The sequence below is a fragment of the Paraburkholderia sp. BL25I1N1 genome, from assembly GCF_003002025.1.
Classification (GTDB): Bacteria; Pseudomonadota; Gammaproteobacteria; order Burkholderiales; family Burkholderiaceae; genus Paraburkholderia.
The window spans coordinates 93,288-109,740 of the sequence record NZ_PVZB01000013.1 but is presented as its reverse complement, the minus strand read 5'-3'; the positions used below and the strand labels follow the sequence as shown (position 1 = coordinate 109,740).

Annotated in this window: 15 protein-coding genes; 7 read left to right on the top strand and 8 right to left on the bottom strand. The window is 61.9% G+C overall.

The annotated features are described in order from the left end of the window. Position 1 precedes the first annotated feature (1 nt). The 4 genes from B0G73_RS20450 to B0G73_RS20435 form a co-directional block, all read right to left on the bottom strand. On the bottom strand, positions 2-1,216 hold the full coding sequence (locus tag B0G73_RS20450; RefSeq protein WP_106283100.1) for an acyl-CoA dehydrogenase family protein: 1,215 nt from the start codon (positions 1,214-1,216) through the stop codon (positions 2-4). A 57-nt stretch (positions 1,217-1,273) separates the two neighbouring features. Then, complete coding sequence (locus B0G73_RS20445) at positions 1,274-2,458, bottom strand: lipid-transfer protein (RefSeq protein ID WP_106283099.1); 1,185 nt, start codon at positions 2,456-2,458, stop codon at positions 1,274-1,276. Continuing rightward, entirely contained in the window at positions 2,455-2,661 is a 207-nt protein-coding gene (locus B0G73_RS20440) for an AMP-binding protein (protein ID WP_106283098.1), read from the bottom strand. Before B0G73_RS20440 ends, B0G73_RS20445 begins: the two co-directional genes overlap by 4 nt. A 186-nt stretch (positions 2,662-2,847) precedes the next feature. Next, on the bottom strand, positions 2,848-3,993 hold the full coding sequence (locus B0G73_RS20435) for an acyl-CoA dehydrogenase family protein (RefSeq protein WP_106283097.1): 1,146 nt from the start codon (positions 3,991-3,993) through the stop codon (positions 2,848-2,850). A gap of 293 nt (positions 3,994-4,286) precedes the next feature. On the opposite strand from B0G73_RS20435, the gene B0G73_RS20430 reads away from it, so the two are divergent. Next, positions 4,287-4,991 carry a TetR/AcrR family transcriptional regulator gene (locus tag B0G73_RS20430; protein WP_106283096.1) on the top strand — a complete coding sequence of 235 codons (705 nt, stop codon included), beginning with the start codon at positions 4,287-4,289 and terminating at the stop codon, positions 4,989-4,991. Between the two features lie 112 nt (positions 4,992-5,103). Here B0G73_RS20430 and B0G73_RS20425 read toward each other — a convergent pair whose 3' ends face one another. From B0G73_RS20425 to B0G73_RS20415, 3 genes are read right to left on the bottom strand one after another with little or no spacing between them, the layout of a single operon-like run. After that, the gene (locus tag B0G73_RS20425; protein ID WP_181196604.1) at positions 5,104-6,627 is read right to left on the bottom strand and encodes a DUF1254 domain-containing protein; all 1,524 of its coding nucleotides are present in this window, start codon (positions 6,625-6,627) and stop codon (positions 5,104-5,106) included. Between the two features lie 22 nt (positions 6,628-6,649). Beyond that, positions 6,650-6,931 (bottom strand): DUF1214 domain-containing protein, encoded by a 282-nt coding sequence (locus tag B0G73_RS20420; protein WP_106283094.1) that lies wholly within the window; start codon positions 6,929-6,931, stop codon positions 6,650-6,652. A gap of 52 nt (positions 6,932-6,983) precedes the next feature. Beyond that, a complete protein-coding gene (locus B0G73_RS20415) occupies positions 6,984-7,772 on the bottom strand; it encodes an enoyl-CoA hydratase/isomerase family protein (RefSeq protein WP_106283093.1) in 789 nt (262 codons plus the stop codon). A 216-nt stretch (positions 7,773-7,988) separates the two neighbouring features. Between B0G73_RS20415 and B0G73_RS20410 the strand changes: the two genes are divergently transcribed. The 5 genes from B0G73_RS20410 to B0G73_RS20390 all read left to right on the top strand — a co-directional run bounded on the left by B0G73_RS20410 (position 7,989) and on the right by B0G73_RS20390 (position 14,305). Then, on the top strand, positions 7,989-9,110 hold the full coding sequence (locus B0G73_RS20410; protein ID WP_106283092.1) for a CaiB/BaiF CoA-transferase family protein: 1,122 nt from the start codon (positions 7,989-7,991) through the stop codon (positions 9,108-9,110). A 92-nt stretch (positions 9,111-9,202) separates the two neighbouring features. Further along, positions 9,203-10,441: a thiolase family protein gene (locus tag B0G73_RS20405; RefSeq protein ID WP_106283091.1), complete on the top strand. Its 1,239-nt coding sequence runs from the start codon at positions 9,203-9,205 to the stop codon at positions 10,439-10,441. Between the two features lie 136 nt (positions 10,442-10,577). Continuing rightward, positions 10,578-12,131, top strand: a complete 1,554-nt coding sequence (locus B0G73_RS20400; RefSeq protein ID WP_106283090.1) for a class I adenylate-forming enzyme family protein — start codon at positions 10,578-10,580, stop codon at positions 12,129-12,131. A 55-nt stretch (positions 12,132-12,186) separates the two neighbouring features. Then, positions 12,187-12,933: an SDR family NAD(P)-dependent oxidoreductase gene (locus B0G73_RS20395; RefSeq protein WP_106283089.1), complete on the top strand. Its 747-nt coding sequence runs from the start codon at positions 12,187-12,189 to the stop codon at positions 12,931-12,933. A gap of 250 nt (positions 12,934-13,183) precedes the next feature. Next, the gene (locus B0G73_RS20390; protein WP_106283088.1) at positions 13,184-14,305 is read left to right on the top strand and encodes a porin; all 1,122 of its coding nucleotides are present in this window, start codon (positions 13,184-13,186) and stop codon (positions 14,303-14,305) included. A 392-nt stretch (positions 14,306-14,697) separates the two neighbouring features. Here B0G73_RS20390 and B0G73_RS20385 read toward each other — a convergent pair whose 3' ends face one another. Beyond that, positions 14,698-15,588 (bottom strand): LysR family transcriptional regulator, encoded by an 891-nt coding sequence (locus B0G73_RS20385; protein ID WP_106283087.1) that lies wholly within the window; start codon positions 15,586-15,588, stop codon positions 14,698-14,700. Positions 15,589-15,710: 122 nt separating this feature from the next. Here B0G73_RS20385 and B0G73_RS20380 point away from each other — a divergent pair, with 122 nt between their 5' ends. Next, on the top strand, positions 15,711-16,451 hold the full coding sequence (locus B0G73_RS20380; protein ID WP_106283237.1) for an SDR family NAD(P)-dependent oxidoreductase: 741 nt from the start codon (positions 15,711-15,713) through the stop codon (positions 16,449-16,451). The last annotated feature ends 2 nt before the right edge of the window (positions 16,452-16,453 follow it).

Below are 16,453 nucleotides of genomic sequence, written 5' to 3'. Positions count from 1 at the left end.
GTCAGAGTTGAAACATCAGCTTGGCAATGATTCCGCGCTGAACCTCGCTCGTGCCGCCGTAAATCGTCGACGCACGTCGAAAAAACATCTCGCTGGCAATACCCGGTCCTAAGCCCGGTGCAGGCATCGGCAATGCGTCGTGCGTCGCACCGGAGCCGCCATGCGCGTGTGCTTCTGCATAGGCATATGCCCCATAGTGGCCCAGTGACTCGACCAGAAACTCGCTCATGCGCTGCTGGAGTTCGGTGCCGCGAATCTTTAGCATCGAGCCCAGGACGTGAGCGCCAGGACTATGGTCTTCCTCCATTGCCGCGACGCGCTGCACCAGCATGCCAATGGCTTGCAATTCGGCTTCGAGACGCGCGAGCCGTTGCGCGAATTCAGGTCGCTCGATCAGCGGCTTGCCGTCCACCACCAGCGTGGTGGCGAGCTTGCGCAATTGCCGCCGAAAGCGTACGAGCGTCGGCAGATCGGCCGTCGCCGCATGTTCGTTGTTGAGCAGAAACTTCGTGACGGCCCACCCCGCGCCCTCGCCTCCGACACAGTTGACCACCGGCACACGCACGTTGTCGAAGAACGTCTCGTTCAGATGATGACAGCCGTCGATCGTCAGAATGGGGCGTACGGCGATACCCGGCGTTTTCATATCTGCGAGCAGGAAGCTGATGCCCGACTGCTTTTTCACGGATGTATCCGTGCGCACCAGCATGAAGATCCAGTCCGCCTGATGCGCATAGCTGGTCCAGATCTTCTGCCCGTTCACGACGTAGTGGTCGCCTTCGCGTACGGCCTGCATGCGCAGCGAAGCGAGGTCGGAACCCGAGCCAGGCTCGGAAAATCCCTGGCACCACAAACGGTCGCCGTTGAAGATCGGCGGCAAATGTTCAGCTTTCTGCGCCGCCGTGCCGAAGTGATTCAGCACGGGGCCGAGCAGGCGTTGGCCAAACACATCTTGGGTCGGCGCGCCTGCCGCGGCGCACTCCTCGTCGAAAACCAGGCGCTGTTGCGCGGTCCAGCCGGTGCCGCCATGGTCCGCCGCCCAGTAGGGCGCGCCCCAACCGTGCTGGTTGAGAATGCGCTGCCAGCGCACCAGATCGGCGCGCGGCGAACGCACGCCGTGCTGCGAGCCGGCCAGCTCGGCCGGCAAGTTCTCACCCAGGAACGCGCGGACCTGCTGGCGAAGGGCGTCGAGGCCCGTGTCCGGTCGAAAGTCCATCGGACGTTACTCCTGTTGAGGAATCAAGATGAGATTGTTCGAAGCGGCAGCGCGTGCTCAGACGCGCTCGTACAAGGTCACGACGCACGCGCCGCCCAGCCCGACGTTGTGTTGCAACCCGAGCCTCGCGTTGGGCACCTGGCGCGCCTCGGCCGTGCCGCGCAGCTGCTGGACCAGCTCCACGCATTGCGCAATGCCGGTAGCGCCGAGCGGGTGCCCCTTCGACAGCAGCCCGCCCGACGGGTTGGTCACGAACTTGCCGCCATACGTGTTGTCGCCATCGACGACGAACTTTTCCGCCTCGCCTTCAGCGCACAGACCGAGCGCCTCGTAAGTGAGCAACTCGTTGTGGGCGAAACAGTCGTGAAGTTCGACCACGTCAATGTCCTGCGGGCCGATACCCGCCTGCTCGTACACCTGACGCGCCGCCGCCTGCGTCATGCCGGCACCTGCGATCAGGCGCATGTCGCGGTTCTCGAAGGTGGCGGCGAAATCGGTCGTCATTGCCTGCGCGGCGATCTTCACCTCGCGGTTCAGGCCATGCTTCTGCGCGAACTGTTCCGAGCAGACAATCGCCGCGGCAGCGCCACTGGTCGGCGGGCATGCCATCAGACGCGTCATCACCCCTTCCCACAGCATCGGCGAGGCCATTACCTCGTCCTCGGTGACAACGTTGCGGAATACCGCGAGCGGATTATTAGCCGCGTGGCGGCTTGCTTTAGCGCGAATTTTCGCGAACGTCGAGAGCTTCGTGCCGTACTGCTTCATGTGCGCGAGTCCCGCACCGCCGAAATAGCGCAAGGCCGGCGGCACGTCCGACGCGCCGACGAGATCTTCGGAAATCGCGTCGAAATGATCGAATGGCGACGGGCGGTCCTTGAAGATCGTGCCGAGCGCGCCGGGATTCATCTGCTCGAAGCCGAGCGCGAGTACGCATTCCGCAGCGCCGCTCGCCACCGCCTGACGTGCGAGATAAAGCGCCGTCGAGCCAGTCGAACAGTTGTTGTTCACGTTGATGACCGGCACGCCGGTCATGCCCACGTTGTAGAGCGCGCGCTGACCTGCGGTTGAATCGCCATACACGTAGCCCACATAGCACTGCTGCACCTGCGCATAGCCGATGCCTGCATCGGCCAGCGCGGCGTTTGTGGCCCGGGCGGCCATCTGCGGATAAGGTTCGTTCGCACCCGGCTTGGTGAACGGAATCATGCCGATGCCGGCTACATACACGTCTCGACTCATGGTGTGCTCCGCGATAAATCGATTAAAAGGAAATTCATGGCGACGCGATCGCCTTCCTGCATACCCAGTTGCTGTAGCGCGCCGGCGAGTTGCGCAACGCGATGGACGAACTCGCGGAAACATCGCGCGCGCCCCGCCAAGCGCGCGGCGATCCGCTCGGGATATTGCAGCACCGTGCGATGCAAAGACTGGGTTGCGTACATCGGTGTCTCCGTCACTTTTCCGGCGCTATAGCGCTTGTTGTGTGAACTGGATGTTAGAAGCGAAGGCCAAACGTGACGATTGCGCTTAGCCCCGATTACATTGCAAAAGACCCCGATCGACACAACTACGTCAATCGGGTCTAATGCTCGCCACGCTGCGATACCTGACCCGGCTCGGCACCGGCTTTACATCAGGCTGCGCGCGATGATCAACTTCTGGACATGGCTCGTGCCTTCGTAGATCTTGCAGACACGCACATCGCGGCTATAGCGCTCGACTGGGAAGTCCGTCAGATAGCCGTAGCCGCCATGAATCTGGATCGCGTCCGAGCAAACCTTTTCAGCGATCTCGCTCGCGAACAGCTTGGCGATCGATGCCTCCTTCGAACATTCGATACCCTCCCCGCACAGACGCGCGGCATGCAGCGCGTACTGATAGGCGATCTCGACCTGCGCGGCCATATCGGCGAGATCGAAACTCACACCTTGCAGTTCCGCGATCGGACGGCCATAGGCTTCGCGGTCCTTCGCATAGGCCACAGCGGCGTCGAGCGCAGCGCGTGCAACGCCGGCCGCGATGAACGCGATGCCGATGCGCCCGTCCGACAAACCGGACATGACGAGGCGATAGCCTTCGCCTTCGGCGCGCAGCAGGTTCTCGCACGGCACGCGGTAGCCTTCGAGTGAAATCGCTGCCGTATGCGCCGTGTGCTGGCCAAGCTTGCTCTCGATGCGAGTGACGGTGTAGCCCGGCTGTTTCGGGTCAATGATGAAGGTACTCGCGCCGCGCTTGCCCGCGTCCTTGTCGGTCAACACGAAGGCGATCGCAACGCCGGCTTCGCTGCCGTTCGAGATGAACTGCTTCGCCCCGTCGAGAATGTAGTGGTCGCCGTCGCGGCGGCCCGTGGCGCGCAGCGCGGCGGTGTCGGAACCGGCTTGCGGCTCGCTCAGGAGGAACGCGCCGATCGACTCGCCGCGCGCCATGGCCGGCAGATAGCGGCGCTTTTGCTCCTCGGTGCCGTGAATCGAGATGCACAGCGCCGTGAAGTTATGCACGTGCAGAATCGTGGCGAGCCCCGCATCGGCGCCGGCGAACTCGTACTGGGCAAGGCAAAATTCGACGACGCCCGCCCCCACCCCACCGTACTCTTCCGGCACCAGCATGCCGAGAAAGCCAAGCTCGGCCAACTGCTTCAGTTCGGCGTGCGGCCATGCGGACGTGCGGTCCCGCTCCGCCGCGGTCGGTGCGATCACCTCCGCGGCGATGCGGCGCGCCGAGTCGCGAATCATGATCTGTTGCTCAGTGAGAAATGCTGTGGATTTGTCTGCCATGGGTGTCTCCGTATTCCGGGTGCGTCGATCGCCGTTCTGAATTCTCGCTCCGCAACGTCGCAGCCGCCTGGGGGCACGCTGCTTATTTACGCGGACGATTATTTTTTCTACTCGTGAGTAAATTGTTATTCTTCGTCGTCACATTGTCAACCTGAAAACCTTCCTGCTTTTTCGGCCGGGCCTTGGCAGGTGACAGTACGGTGCTTCGCAGTGCATTTCCAGTTGTTCCAGCGTCATCACCGCCGGTTCGACCGCATGGTAAGATTCATTTAACAAATGACGGCATCTTGACCATGACCTCGACTGCGCGCAAATCTACCGGCACCCGAAAATCGAAAGAGTCTTCCGCGCGGTGGAAAGACGCGCTGCCCTCGCGCGAAGATCTGCAAAAGCTGAAGAAAACCGCTTTAATCCGCGAGGCCGGCCGGGCGTTCAAGGCGAAAGGGTTTCACAACACGTCGCTCGACGAAGTGGCCGAGGCGCTAAACGTCACCAAGGCAGCGCTGTACTACTACGTGAAGGGCAAGCGCGAACTACTGTTCGAAACGCAGAAACTCGCGCTCGACATGGGTGACGTAGCGCTCGAGGAAGGTCGGCATGGCAAGACCGGGCTTGACAAGCTCGAACGGACCATCGGCCGGTTTGTGGTACTGGTGACAGAGGATTTCATTTCGCACGCGTTCGTGTCCACGCTCGACGACATGCTGCCGGAGCACCAGGAAATTGTCCGCAAGCGCCGCCGTGCTTTCGATCTGCGCATCAGGGAATACATCCAGGAGGGCATCGAAGACGGTTCCGTCGCGCCTTGCGAGCCGAAGCTGGCCGTGGCCTGGCTGATGGGCTCGATCAACTGGATTCCGAACTGGTTCAATCCGGAGGGCGGCTACGGCCCGGAGGCGATCGCAGAGGTGTTCGTCAACTTCATGTCACGCGGGCTCGCGGCTGGATCCGCGAAGGCCCGCCCGCGTCCGCGCAAGACCACCACCGAAGCAGCCTAGACGTTCCGAACGCCGCCACGAGACGTACACGCGCTGGACCGCGCGTATGCATGTGCCGGCGGTGAGCCGTTGTATACGCGTCGCGCCTTCCCTCGACACGACGCGTACACGCTCACTGAATCCGCTGCGCGGCAGGCGGCGTCCAGTTACCCGCAGTGATCGCCGCTGCGGGCCAATAGGCTCGCATCATCAAAGAAAAATCCCCGTCGCGTGGCGCTGGCAGCCAGTTCGCCCGCTGTGCCGGATCGGCAGGCGGCTCGGACTGAATGTACACGGTCAGCGAGCCATCCGGGTTAGGCCTGAGATCCGTATTGCGCGTACCGATTGCATAACGGCCAAGCGGGTTCGGCACGAAGAAGTGGTATGCGTCATACAGCGTCAGCGACCAGAAGCCCTGCACCGGCGGCCACTGTCCCTTCGCGAACGTGATCGCATAACGGTTGTGCGCATTGAGCCGCTCGCCGGCTGCATCGAGGTCCAAATAGAAGTACGTCGCCTCTTCCGGCTTGTTGACGAAAATATTGGAGCGCGCAACAGCGGTCCGGGTCAAATAATCAGTGCCGAAGCGCCCGCCATTGCGTTGCGTCGTCCAGTGATGTGCGAGCGGTATGCCGAAGTTGCGGAACTGAAGCAAGGGGTCGACGAGATCCTTGTCCGCGCGCGCCGCTTCGTCGATCATCGCGGCCTTCAGCGACGGATTGCGCCGCGCCGCCGCGATCACCGCGAGCGCTTCCGAGTAGCGTGCCTCCTCACCCGGCATGGGTGGGGCGTCGGCCAGTACCGCAGGCAAGCCGTCGAAGAAGCGCTCCGGAAACACCCAACGCGCTTCGCCGGGACTGGCACCCTCGTGAGCCGGCATCGGAAACGCGGGCAACTTTTTCCAGTCGTGCTGTTTGAACACGCCGTCAAACATCGCCAGCGGATACATGTCGATGCGGTTCAGCAACGGCTGGATGGCCGCGTTGTCCTGCGGCGTGTCGGTCTGAAAAACGCGCGGCACGACAAATGCCGTGCGGGTGCCCGAGCGAATCACCTGCGCGATGCCCTCCGGCACCGCGCCGTGCCAGTCCGGGCCCGCCAGCAGATAGAAGCCGGGCTTCGTGCCGTACATCGACCCGAGGTTCGCGACGCTATCGGTGCGCAGATCGACAATCTGATAGACCCAAAAACGCTTGCCGAAATCCGGCACCTGGATCACGACCGGGCTCTCGTCGAGCGCCGCGACGCCCGCGCCGTACACGACGTCCTGATTCGGGCACGCGACCAGCCGCTCTGCGGGGTCGACGTAACCGGTCAGCATCGCAAGACGGTTGAGCGGGGCAATCGGCATGATCCCGCCGACGAGCCCAGGCGCCGGCGCGCGGGTGAATGCAAGACGGCGGTTATAGGCGTTGACCATGGGCCACGCCCAGAAGTAGGTATTGCGCGCGACCATGCGCGCATAAGCCTCGGTCATGAGCGTGGCCGGTATAACAGGCGCTTCGTCCGTGCGGACCGCACCGCTCGCCGCTGCGGGGCCGGCCCCTGCGGCTTGCGTGACAACCGGCACGCGGCCGGTTTCGCACCCGCCCAACGCAAGCAGTGCAAACGCGAATGCCGCGAACAACTGGAATGAACTCGAAAGTAGTTTGCGCATGAATGATTCCTCCAAAGTCGACTCAACGCTGCCCGACGAGTGGGGGCGGGAAATACTGTTCCGCCACCGCGCCAGCCGCCGGGCCATATAGCCGGAACATCAGGTTGTAGTTCGTATCAGGCTGCGTGGGCAACCAGTTCGATTCAGGGACGCTGTCAGGACGCACAGGACCGAACGCGAGCGTGACAGAGCCGTCCGCGTTACGCTGCACACGCGACTGCCGGTTTAGCGCATAACGTCCCAGCGGATTCGGCACCACCTCGTAGTGAGTCGAATCGACTTCCGTGACCGATCTGGTCTCCATCAAGTAAGTACGGGTGGCCGCTCACGCGGGCGCAAGCGGCCACCGGGGCGAATCAGCGGCCGGTGAACTGAGGCACACGTTTTTCCTGGAACGCGGCAAGTCCCTCGCGGATGTCGTCGCTGTGTTCGTGGAGCGCGGTCATCAGCAGTTCCTGGCGCAGCGCCACCTCGGCGGGCTGCTCGAGACCGTCGTTCACAAGCGCCTTCATCCGGCTCAAGCCGAGCGGACTCTTCGCGGCTATCGTCTTCGCAAGCGCGTCAACCGCCTCGCCAAGCTGCGCGTCCTCGACGACCTGATTGACAAGTCCCGCCGACTCCATCGACCCGGCTGAGACGAATTCGCCCGTGTACATCAGATATTTCGCACGCGTCACGCCGATCTTGCGCGGCAGGCGAACCGAGCCGCCGCCGCCGGGCAGCAGACCGTAATTCGCATGCGCGTCGCCAAAGCGCGCCGACTTCGCCGCGATCACAAGGTCGCAGCACAGCACCAGTTCAAGGCCGCCCGCGAGCGCCATGCCATTCACGGCCGCAATCACCGGCCGGGGGAAACGTTCGAGACGGTTCAGCAGCGCGAGCAGCGCGTCGAGGAAGCGGCTTGCGCCCGGCTGGTCGCCATCGCGCTCGCCACGTACAAATTTCAGATCAGCGCCGGCACAAAACGCGCGGCCCGCGCCGGTCAACACGACCACGCGCGCGTCGTCCCGTTTCGCGGCTTCGTCGAGCGCCTGTTCTATTCCCCGGACCACGTCGGGCGTAATCGCATTCATCGCTGCGGGGCGATTCAGTGTGATCCACATCGCGCCGTGCCGTACCTCGGCGATAACGGGCAATTCCTGCATGGTGTCTTCCTCCTGAAAGAGTCTCGGTTCGCTTGCCCGGCGCTGGATGCCGGGGCTTGATTTTAATATCGCGTATCAATACTAACTCACCAGTAGAAACTATGCCAATATAGCGTCTCAACAGCGAGACACGCGCGACGACAGCGCGGCGCACGCACAGCGTTCACGCGACCCGCTGGATCGCAGTACCAAACATCTTGCATGAGAGGGACACCAATGAGTTTGCCTTTGGAGGGTGTACGCATCCTCAGCCTTGCTGAACAGTATCCCGGCCCGTTCGCCACGCTCGTGATGGCCGATCTGGGCGCCGACGTGATCGTGGTCGAGCGGCCGCCGGCTGGCGACCCGGCCCGACAGTTGCCCGACTTTCACGCCGCACTCAACCGCGGCAAACGCTCGGTCGGCGTCGATCTGAAAACCGACGCGGGACGCGCGGCACTGCGCGAACTGATCGCTTCCGCAGACGTGTTGATGGAAGGTTTCCGTCCCGGCACGATGGCCCGCCTCGGCTTCGGCTACGACGATGTCGCGAAACTCAATCCGCGCATCGTCTATCTGTCGATCTCGGGTTTCGGCCAGAACGGCCCGTATCGCGACCGCCCCGCGCACGATCTGTCTTATCAGGCAATCGCAGGCCTGTTGCACCGCCAGGCTGCCAGCGGCCAGATCGAAACGCCGCCTGAACTTGCAATCGGCGACCTCTCCGCGGCGATGTTCGCCGTCACCGGTTGTCTTGCCGCCCTGCTCGAGCGTACCCGCACCGGCCTCGGCCAGTACGTCGACGTGTCGATGACCGACGGCCTCGTATCGTGGATGAGCGTGTTTCTTTCGCCGGCGATGAACGGCGGACGCCTCGGCATGGCTGAAATCAATGCCCAGCCTGCTTACGGCGTGTTCCGCTGCGAGGACGAGCTTCTGCTGACGCTGTCGATCGCGCATGAGGACTGGTTCTGGGCTCCCCTATGCGAGCTTCTAGGCCTCACCGATATCGCGCACGTGACAAACGCGGAGCGCGCACCGCGCGAAGCTGAACTTCGCGCCCGCATTGCCGAAGCGCTGCGGCGCAAGCCGCGCGCTCAATGGGCGCCGCTGCTCGATCTGGCAGGCGTGCCTTGGGGGCCGGTGAACAGCCTCGACGAAGTCGTGAATGACCCGCACTTTCGCGCCCGCGGCATGTTCCGCGAGGTCGACGAACGCGGCGGCCGTCGCGCCTGGCACGTGGCGCAGCCACTCGTATTCGACGGCGTGCATCCCGGACCGACGCGCGGAGTGCCCGCCGTCGGCGAGCATGACGCCGAGTTGCTCGCGCAAGCCGCCAACGAACGGACAGCCGGGTAAACATGGACTTCTACCTTATCGACTATATTTTTACTCGCAAGTAGAATTTGACGCATTGGATGCGCCTATCCGCAAACAGCCTGGGAATTGAAATGAAAGATATCTATGTGGTTGGCGTCGGCATGACGCCGTTCGGCAGGCTACTCGACCAGAGCATCAAATTGTTGGTACGCAACGCCACCCAAGCGGCGCTCAAGGACGCAGGCATCGAAAAGAGCGCCCTGGAAGCGGCGTTCTACGGCAATGCATCGCAAGGTCATATGGACGGCCAGCACATGATTCGTGGCGAAATCGCGCTGCGCGACATGGGCATCGGCGGCATTCCGGTCGTGAATGTCGAGAATGCATGCGCGAGCGGCAGCAGTGCATTCGTGCTGGCGGTCAACCATCTCCGCTCGGGCGCCGGCGACATTGCGCTGGCTGTGGGCGCCGAAAAAATGTTTTCGGAAGACCGTGAGCGCATGTTCTCCGTATTCGATAGCGCACTCGACGTTTCGCGAGCCAAAGAAATTCACGCGGAGTTGTTGCGCATTGGCGAAGGCGTCGAGATTCCGGCAGGATCGACGTCGCCGAAGCCCTATAGCGTGTTCATGGACGTCTACGCGGCATTCTCCCGAGCGCACATGAAACGCTTCGGCACCACGCAGCGCCAGATCGCCGCCGTGTCGGCGAAGAACCACCGTCATTCGGTACACAACCCACTGTCGCAATACCGGGTCGCTTACACCGTGGAAGAAGTGCTGGCCGCGCCGCCCATTACGTACCCGTTCACGCTACCGATGTGCTCGCCGGTATCCGACGGCGCCGCTGCTGCCATCCTATGCACCGCCGGCGCGCTCAAGCGTCTGAACATCGATCCGAAGCGCGCGGTCCGCGTGCTGGCTTCGGTGGTCCAGAGCGGCACGGACCGCTCGCCCGACGACATCGAGCAGCACGTCACCGTGCAGGCTTCGCGGCGCGCCTACGAGCTGGCCGGCATCGGTCCGAAGGACGTGTCGGTGGCGGAGGTGCATGACGCGACCGCAATGGGTGAGATCGTACAGATCGAGAATCTCGGTTTCTGCGACTTCGGCGACGGCGGCCCGATCTCCGAGCGCGGCGAAACGTCAATCGGCGGCCGGATCCCGGTCAACCCGTCCGGCGGTCTGGAATCAAAAGGACACCCGGTGGGCGCGACGGGCCTCGGACAGGTGCATGAGCTCGTCACGCAACTGCGCGGCGAAGCCGGCCCGCGTCAGGTGGATAACGCGCGGATAGCGGTCGCGGAAAACGGCGGCGGCCTGTATGGAATCGAGGAAGCGGTGGCCTGCATCACGATTCTGGCGCGCTAGGGCATCACGGGCGAGCGCACCGCAGCGGCCTCCTTCAGGCTGCTTAGCTGGCGGCGGGCAAGACCCCGCTGCCGCCGCCTATCATGAATGAAAAGGTAGCCGCCGAGCACGGCTACGTCGACTCAAGGAGACTGATATGCGCCTTGCTGATTACTTCGATTCGGCTGTGTCCCGGCATCCGGACCGCGAGGCATTCGTCGACGGAACGACGCGCATCACGTTCGCCGAGGCACAGAAGTTCGTCCATGCCGCCGCGCACGCGCTCACGCTCGACCCTTCGCTGAGGCCCGGCGCACATGCGGCGATCTGCGCACCGAACGACTACCGTGTCAGCCTGCTGCAGTTGGCGATCAACCGCGCGGACATGGCCTGGGTTTCGGTCCATACACGCAATACGGTGGAAACCAATGCGGCCGTGCTGTCGTTCGCCGATTGCGAGCTGGTTTTCTTCCACAGCGCATACGCCCACATCGTGCCTGCGCTGAAAGCCGGCCTCGCGGCTGGTTGCAGGTTCATCTGTATTGACCAGCCGTCGGAACATGGCGAGTCGCTCGACAGCTGGATGCCGAATCATCGTGACCCGTTCGTCGCGCCGCCGGAAAACCCCAATCAACATGCGCTGCTGCAGCCGACCGGCGGAACGACGGGACCCTCGAAAGGTGCGCTGCACGACAATCGCTCGCTCGAAATGGGGCTGATTGCGGTTTTCTCCGAACTGAACATTGATCGGGACTCGCGCGTGCTGGCTGTGGCGCCGCTCACGCACGCCGCGTGCATGCTCACGCTGGCCGCCGCGATCCGCAATGGCTGCACCGTCGTGCTGCCCTCGTTCGACCCCAAGGTGGTACTGCGCACGATCGCTGAAGAACGTATCACGCATTTGTTCCTGCCGCCCACGGTCGTCTACGCACTGTTGAGCGATCCCGCGATGGCGGGCGCCGATCTTTCGTCGCTACGCTGCCTCGCCGTCGGCGCAGCGCCTATTGCCCCGGAAAAAATGAAGGAGGCTGTCCGCCGCCTCGGGCCGGTGATCTACGAGGTCTATGGGCAGAGCGAGTGCGGCTTTCCCGTAGTCGTCAAACGGCCGTCCGACTATCTGCTGACTGATGGCACCTTCGACGAAGTCGCGCTGCAATCCGCGGGAAAGGCCGCGCAGTTTGCGTGTGTCGAAATCATGGATGACGCGGGCAACATCGTCGGCCCCGGAGAAAAAGGGGAAATCGTCGTGCGCTCCACGACCGTCATGCTCGGCTACTACAAGAATCCCGAGGAAACGGCACAAGTGTCGCAGTTCGGCTGGCATCACACATCCGACATCGGTATCAAGGATAAGCGCGGGTTCATCACCGTGGTCGATCGCAAGAAGGACATGATCGTCAGCGGCGGCTTCAACGTCTTTCCGGGCGAAATCGAGGCGGTGATCAACTCGCACCCCGCTGTTCTCGATTGCGCGGTAATCGGCGTGCCGGACGAGAAATGGGGCGAGGCGGTCAAGGCCATTGTCCAGCTGAAGAACGGCGAACATGTCGGCACAGAACAACTTGCCGAGTTATGCAAACGCGAGCTCGGCAGCGTGAAAACGCCGAAGAGTTTCGAGTTCTGGGAAGACCTGCCACGCAGCGCGGTCGGCAAGGTGCTCAAACGTGAGATTCGCGGCAGGTACTGGGCAGGTCAGTGGCGCGCGGTGTGACGTCCGCGCTTGATCGCTTCACTCTTAGACATCAAACCAGCAACAGGGCAAGAACATGAATCTGCAGAACAAGGTTGTAGTCGTCACTGGCGCGGCATCTGGCCTCGGCCTCGCCACCTGCAAGGCGCTTGCGGCAGCAGGCGCCAAGGTAGTGGGCTTCGATCTCGACGGCGCGAAGCTCGGAGAAGCGCTCGGGCCCGATATCAAGGGCGTCGCGGTCGACGTGGCGAATGAAGAAAGCGTCAAGGCAGGTATCGCTACGGTCGTGCGCACGTACGGAACCGTGCACGTCGCGGTCAATTGCGCAGGCATTCTCGGGCCGTCCAAGACGATCTCCAAAGGACAGCTTTTCCCGTCCGATCTGTGGCACCGCGTGCTGTCGGTGAACCTCACCGGCACCTTCAACGTGCTGCGTCATGCGGCGCTCGCGATGACAGCGAATGAGCCCGAAGAAAACGGCGAACGCGGCGTAATCATTAACACCGCATCGGGCGCGGCGCGTCAAGGTCAAATGGGACAGGCGGCCTACAGCGCAAGCAAGGCCGGCGTGATCGGCATGACGATTCCGGTTGCGCGCGATCTTGCCGAGCACGGCATTCGCGTGCTGTCTATCGCACCGGGTCTGTTCGAATCGGGCATGTCGGCAGGCATGCCGCCAAAGGTGTCCGAGACGATCGTCGGCAAGCTGCTGTTTCCGCAACGCATGGGCAAACCCGAAGAATTTGCGGGCCTCGTCCAGCATATTGTCGAAAACGCCTATCTGAACGCCACCACCTTCGATATCGAGTGCGGAACGCGTTAATCGTCACGGCGCGCGGCGCACCGTGATCCAAACGTCCCTTTCCGCTTCCAATCTTAGTCCGCGTTAATTCGATGGTGCAGGACCCGGCCTTCACCAGACAACGATCGCACATTTTGCTAAGGATTCCTGTTAATAAAATGAGATGTGGTGATTTTGAAATGAAGTGACCGGCTTCAACAATCAAGAGAAGCCCACCTGATTTTGCCTTACCCGCGTCTGTCGATGCGGCATAAACATAGAGGAGACATGCATGCGTTTTATTAGCAAGGGCATTTTCACCACCAGCTTGGCGCTCGCGGCGGGCAGCGCCGCCGCGCAGTCGAGTGTGACGTTGTACGGGGTGGCAGACACGTTCGTCCAGTACCTGAACAAGGGGGGAGCGAGTTCGGTTTCCCAGCGAAGCGGCGACTCAACGGGTTCGATGGTCGGCTTCAGAGGCAAGGAGGATCTGGGCGGCGGGTTGAAGGCCGTGTTCGACCTGGAAAGCGGTTTCAACATCAACAACGGTGCATCCTTCGCCGATACCACCACCCTTTTCTATCGCCAGGCATGGATAGGACTGCAGCAGGACAAGTACGGCACGCTTAGCTTCGGTCGTCAGTATCAGCCGAGCTTCTGGGCCGTTTACCCAACCGATCCGTTCCGTGGCAACGAAGTACTCTCGCCGCTTTCGGCGGCCGATCTCGCCGCGGCCTCCGACCGTCGTACGCTCGCGGTTCAGTATGCGCCGGGACGGATCAGCAACACGATTTTCTATCAATCGCCCAACGTTGCAGGCGCGAAGCTTTATGCAATGTACGGTTTCGCGGCGACGGCTACGCAGCCGATCCCGACCACATCGGGGAATATGATCGATGTCGCGCTGACCTGGCAAGGCGCCGGCCTTTACGCAGCCGTGGCTTACCTGAACCAGCATTCCGGCGTGGAAACGATTGCGGGTCTGCCACGTTCGCTTAACCTGCTCGGGACTGAGCATTTTAGCGGCGCACTCGCGTATCAGATCGGCATAGTGAAACTTCAGTTTAACTACTCGTATGCGCGCCCCAAAGATGCTGCGCCTGGGTCGATGGCGGCGCTCCTCGGCGCAGGACACGCTCTGAGCTACGGCGAGTTAGGTGCGACGATCCAGGCCACGGACGCCGACGAAGTCCAGCTCGCAGTTGTCGAGCGCGATGTGCGCGGCGTACACGACAATGCAGTCGGCTTCCAGGTGGGCGTCGACCACAATGTGTCGAAGCGGACCAGCTTTTACGCGCGGGCGGGCTACATCAAGAACAATGGCAGTTCGACGATGAGCTGGCCGGGTATTTCAGTGACGGAGCCTGATGCATCTCAAACGCTCGTTGCCATCGGCATGACCCACCGTTTCTGACATTCCGACGGTTTTGCTCCGTGAAGGCCCGCCGATGTGGCAGGCCGCCCGTCGTGTGTGTCCCGTGGTATCGACCGCGCGCGGAGAGATCAAGTTGGAAACGAAGGCCTGCGAGGCTGCCCCGCTCTTGCCAAACCTGCACGACTATTCACAACATTCGCGACGTGAACAACGCATGCGTCATTAGTCTCGCCTTCGTGCGTCGTGGCATCGTGTCGAAGGAAGTCAGGTGGCAGAAGATGATTTGCGTTTTCGGGCACTACGCACGCCGGCAGGATGCCATTGGAATGTCTGCACGGCGCACCTGACAACCGTCCCTTCCTGACCGCACCGAGACGAATGCGGATAAACCTCTCTGAACGATGCCTCGAGCGCCGAACGATGCCGTTTTCCTAAATGCGCTGTGGGAGTGCCAAAGCAAAAAAGTCCGTCGCGCGACGCACGCGTGCCGGTACAAAGCGCCGTTTCGGCCAGATGAGGCTGACGTCCCTGACCTCACTTATGAATTCGTCGAGAACCGTGATCACGTCCGGATGTCGGAGTTCATCGGCAAGAGAGACCTTGGCGAACAGGCCAATGCCAACACCGGCCAGAACGCCGGCCCGGATCGTTTCGACACTGTTGGACGAAAGATTTCCGCGCACGGACACACTGAATCGGCCTTCCGGTCGTACAAACGGCCAATTCGCTGACTCCGTCAGACCGCCATATAAAAGGCAATTGTGATCGACGAGCTCGGCGGGAGTCTTCGGTATTCCGTGTTGCTCGAAGTACCTGCGGGAGCCGACGCATACAAGCGGGGTGCTAGCCACGCGCCTGACAACCGCATCTAGATCGTCGACGGCGCCCACTCGGATCGCCAGATCGATCCGATCTTCCACCATATCTCGTACGAAGTCCGAAAGAACAAGATCGACCTGAAGGCCGGGATTGAGTGACAACAACTCCGGTATGAGTGGAAGGACGTGAAGGCGGCCGAAAGTAGCGGATACGGCGATCCGGATCAGACCGGAGGCATTAAGTATGCTGCTGGTCAGTTCGCTGTCGGCTTCATCCATTTCATCAACAAGGGGTTTGGTCCGGTCGTAATATCTCTGGCCCTGGTCCGTCAGCGTCACGCTGCGTGTGCTTCGATTGAGCAGCGTCACGCCGAGGCGTTTTTCCAGCGCGCCGATCGCCTTGCTGATCGCCGACTGCGACTCGCCGGTTCTACGCGCGGCGGCGGAAAAACCGCCGGCCTCGACAACGGCGATGAAGGCGCTCAATTCGTGAAACCTATCCATGGCATTCCTCTCGTCTGATCCATTCCGTCAAAGAATAGATCTTATGGGAAATTTGCGGATTATCATTCCCGGCGATGGTAATTACCATGGACCTGTCATTCACGAACAGGCAGAAGGTCTCAATGTCCACTCTCGCAGGCAAAATTGCAGTCATTAGCGGCGGCACCACCGGTATCGGTTTAGCGATCGCCCAGCGGTTTGTTGCCGAAGGCGCTCACGTCTTTATTTTCGGCCGTCGGCAGGCACAGCTCGACGAGGCCGCCGAACTGATCGGGCGAAACGTCACCGCCATCCAGGCTGACGCCGCGAACCTTGATGACCTCGACCGGGTCGCAGCGGCAGTCAGGGACAAAAAGGGTGTCGTCGATATCATCGTGTCGAATGCGGGCTTTACGGAGCAAGCTTCGGTCGACACTCTCACGCCTGAGCACTTCGACAAGGCGTTCAACCTCATGGCCCGCGGTCCCGTCTTCCTGGTGCAGAAGCTGCTGCCGCTGATGTCAGGGAGCGGATCGATCATTCTGGTCTCGTCGGGCATGCACGTCATGGGCATTCCAGGCCACACCGCCTACGCGGCGACCAAGGCGGCGTTGCGCTCCTATGCCCGCACCTGGGCTGCGGAGTTTAAGGACCGCGGCATTCGCGTCAATCTGCTCAGCCCTGGTGCAACGGACACTCCGATTCTCGACACTCAATCGATGGCACGCGAGGATCTGGTCAACATGTACCAGAGCATGATCCCGCTCGGTCGACTCGGTCGGGCTGACGAGCTTGCCAACGCGGCGCTCTTCCTTGCATCCGACCAGAGTTCGTACATGACGGGCGCGGATTTGATGGTCGATGGCGGCATCGCCCAGGTCTGACG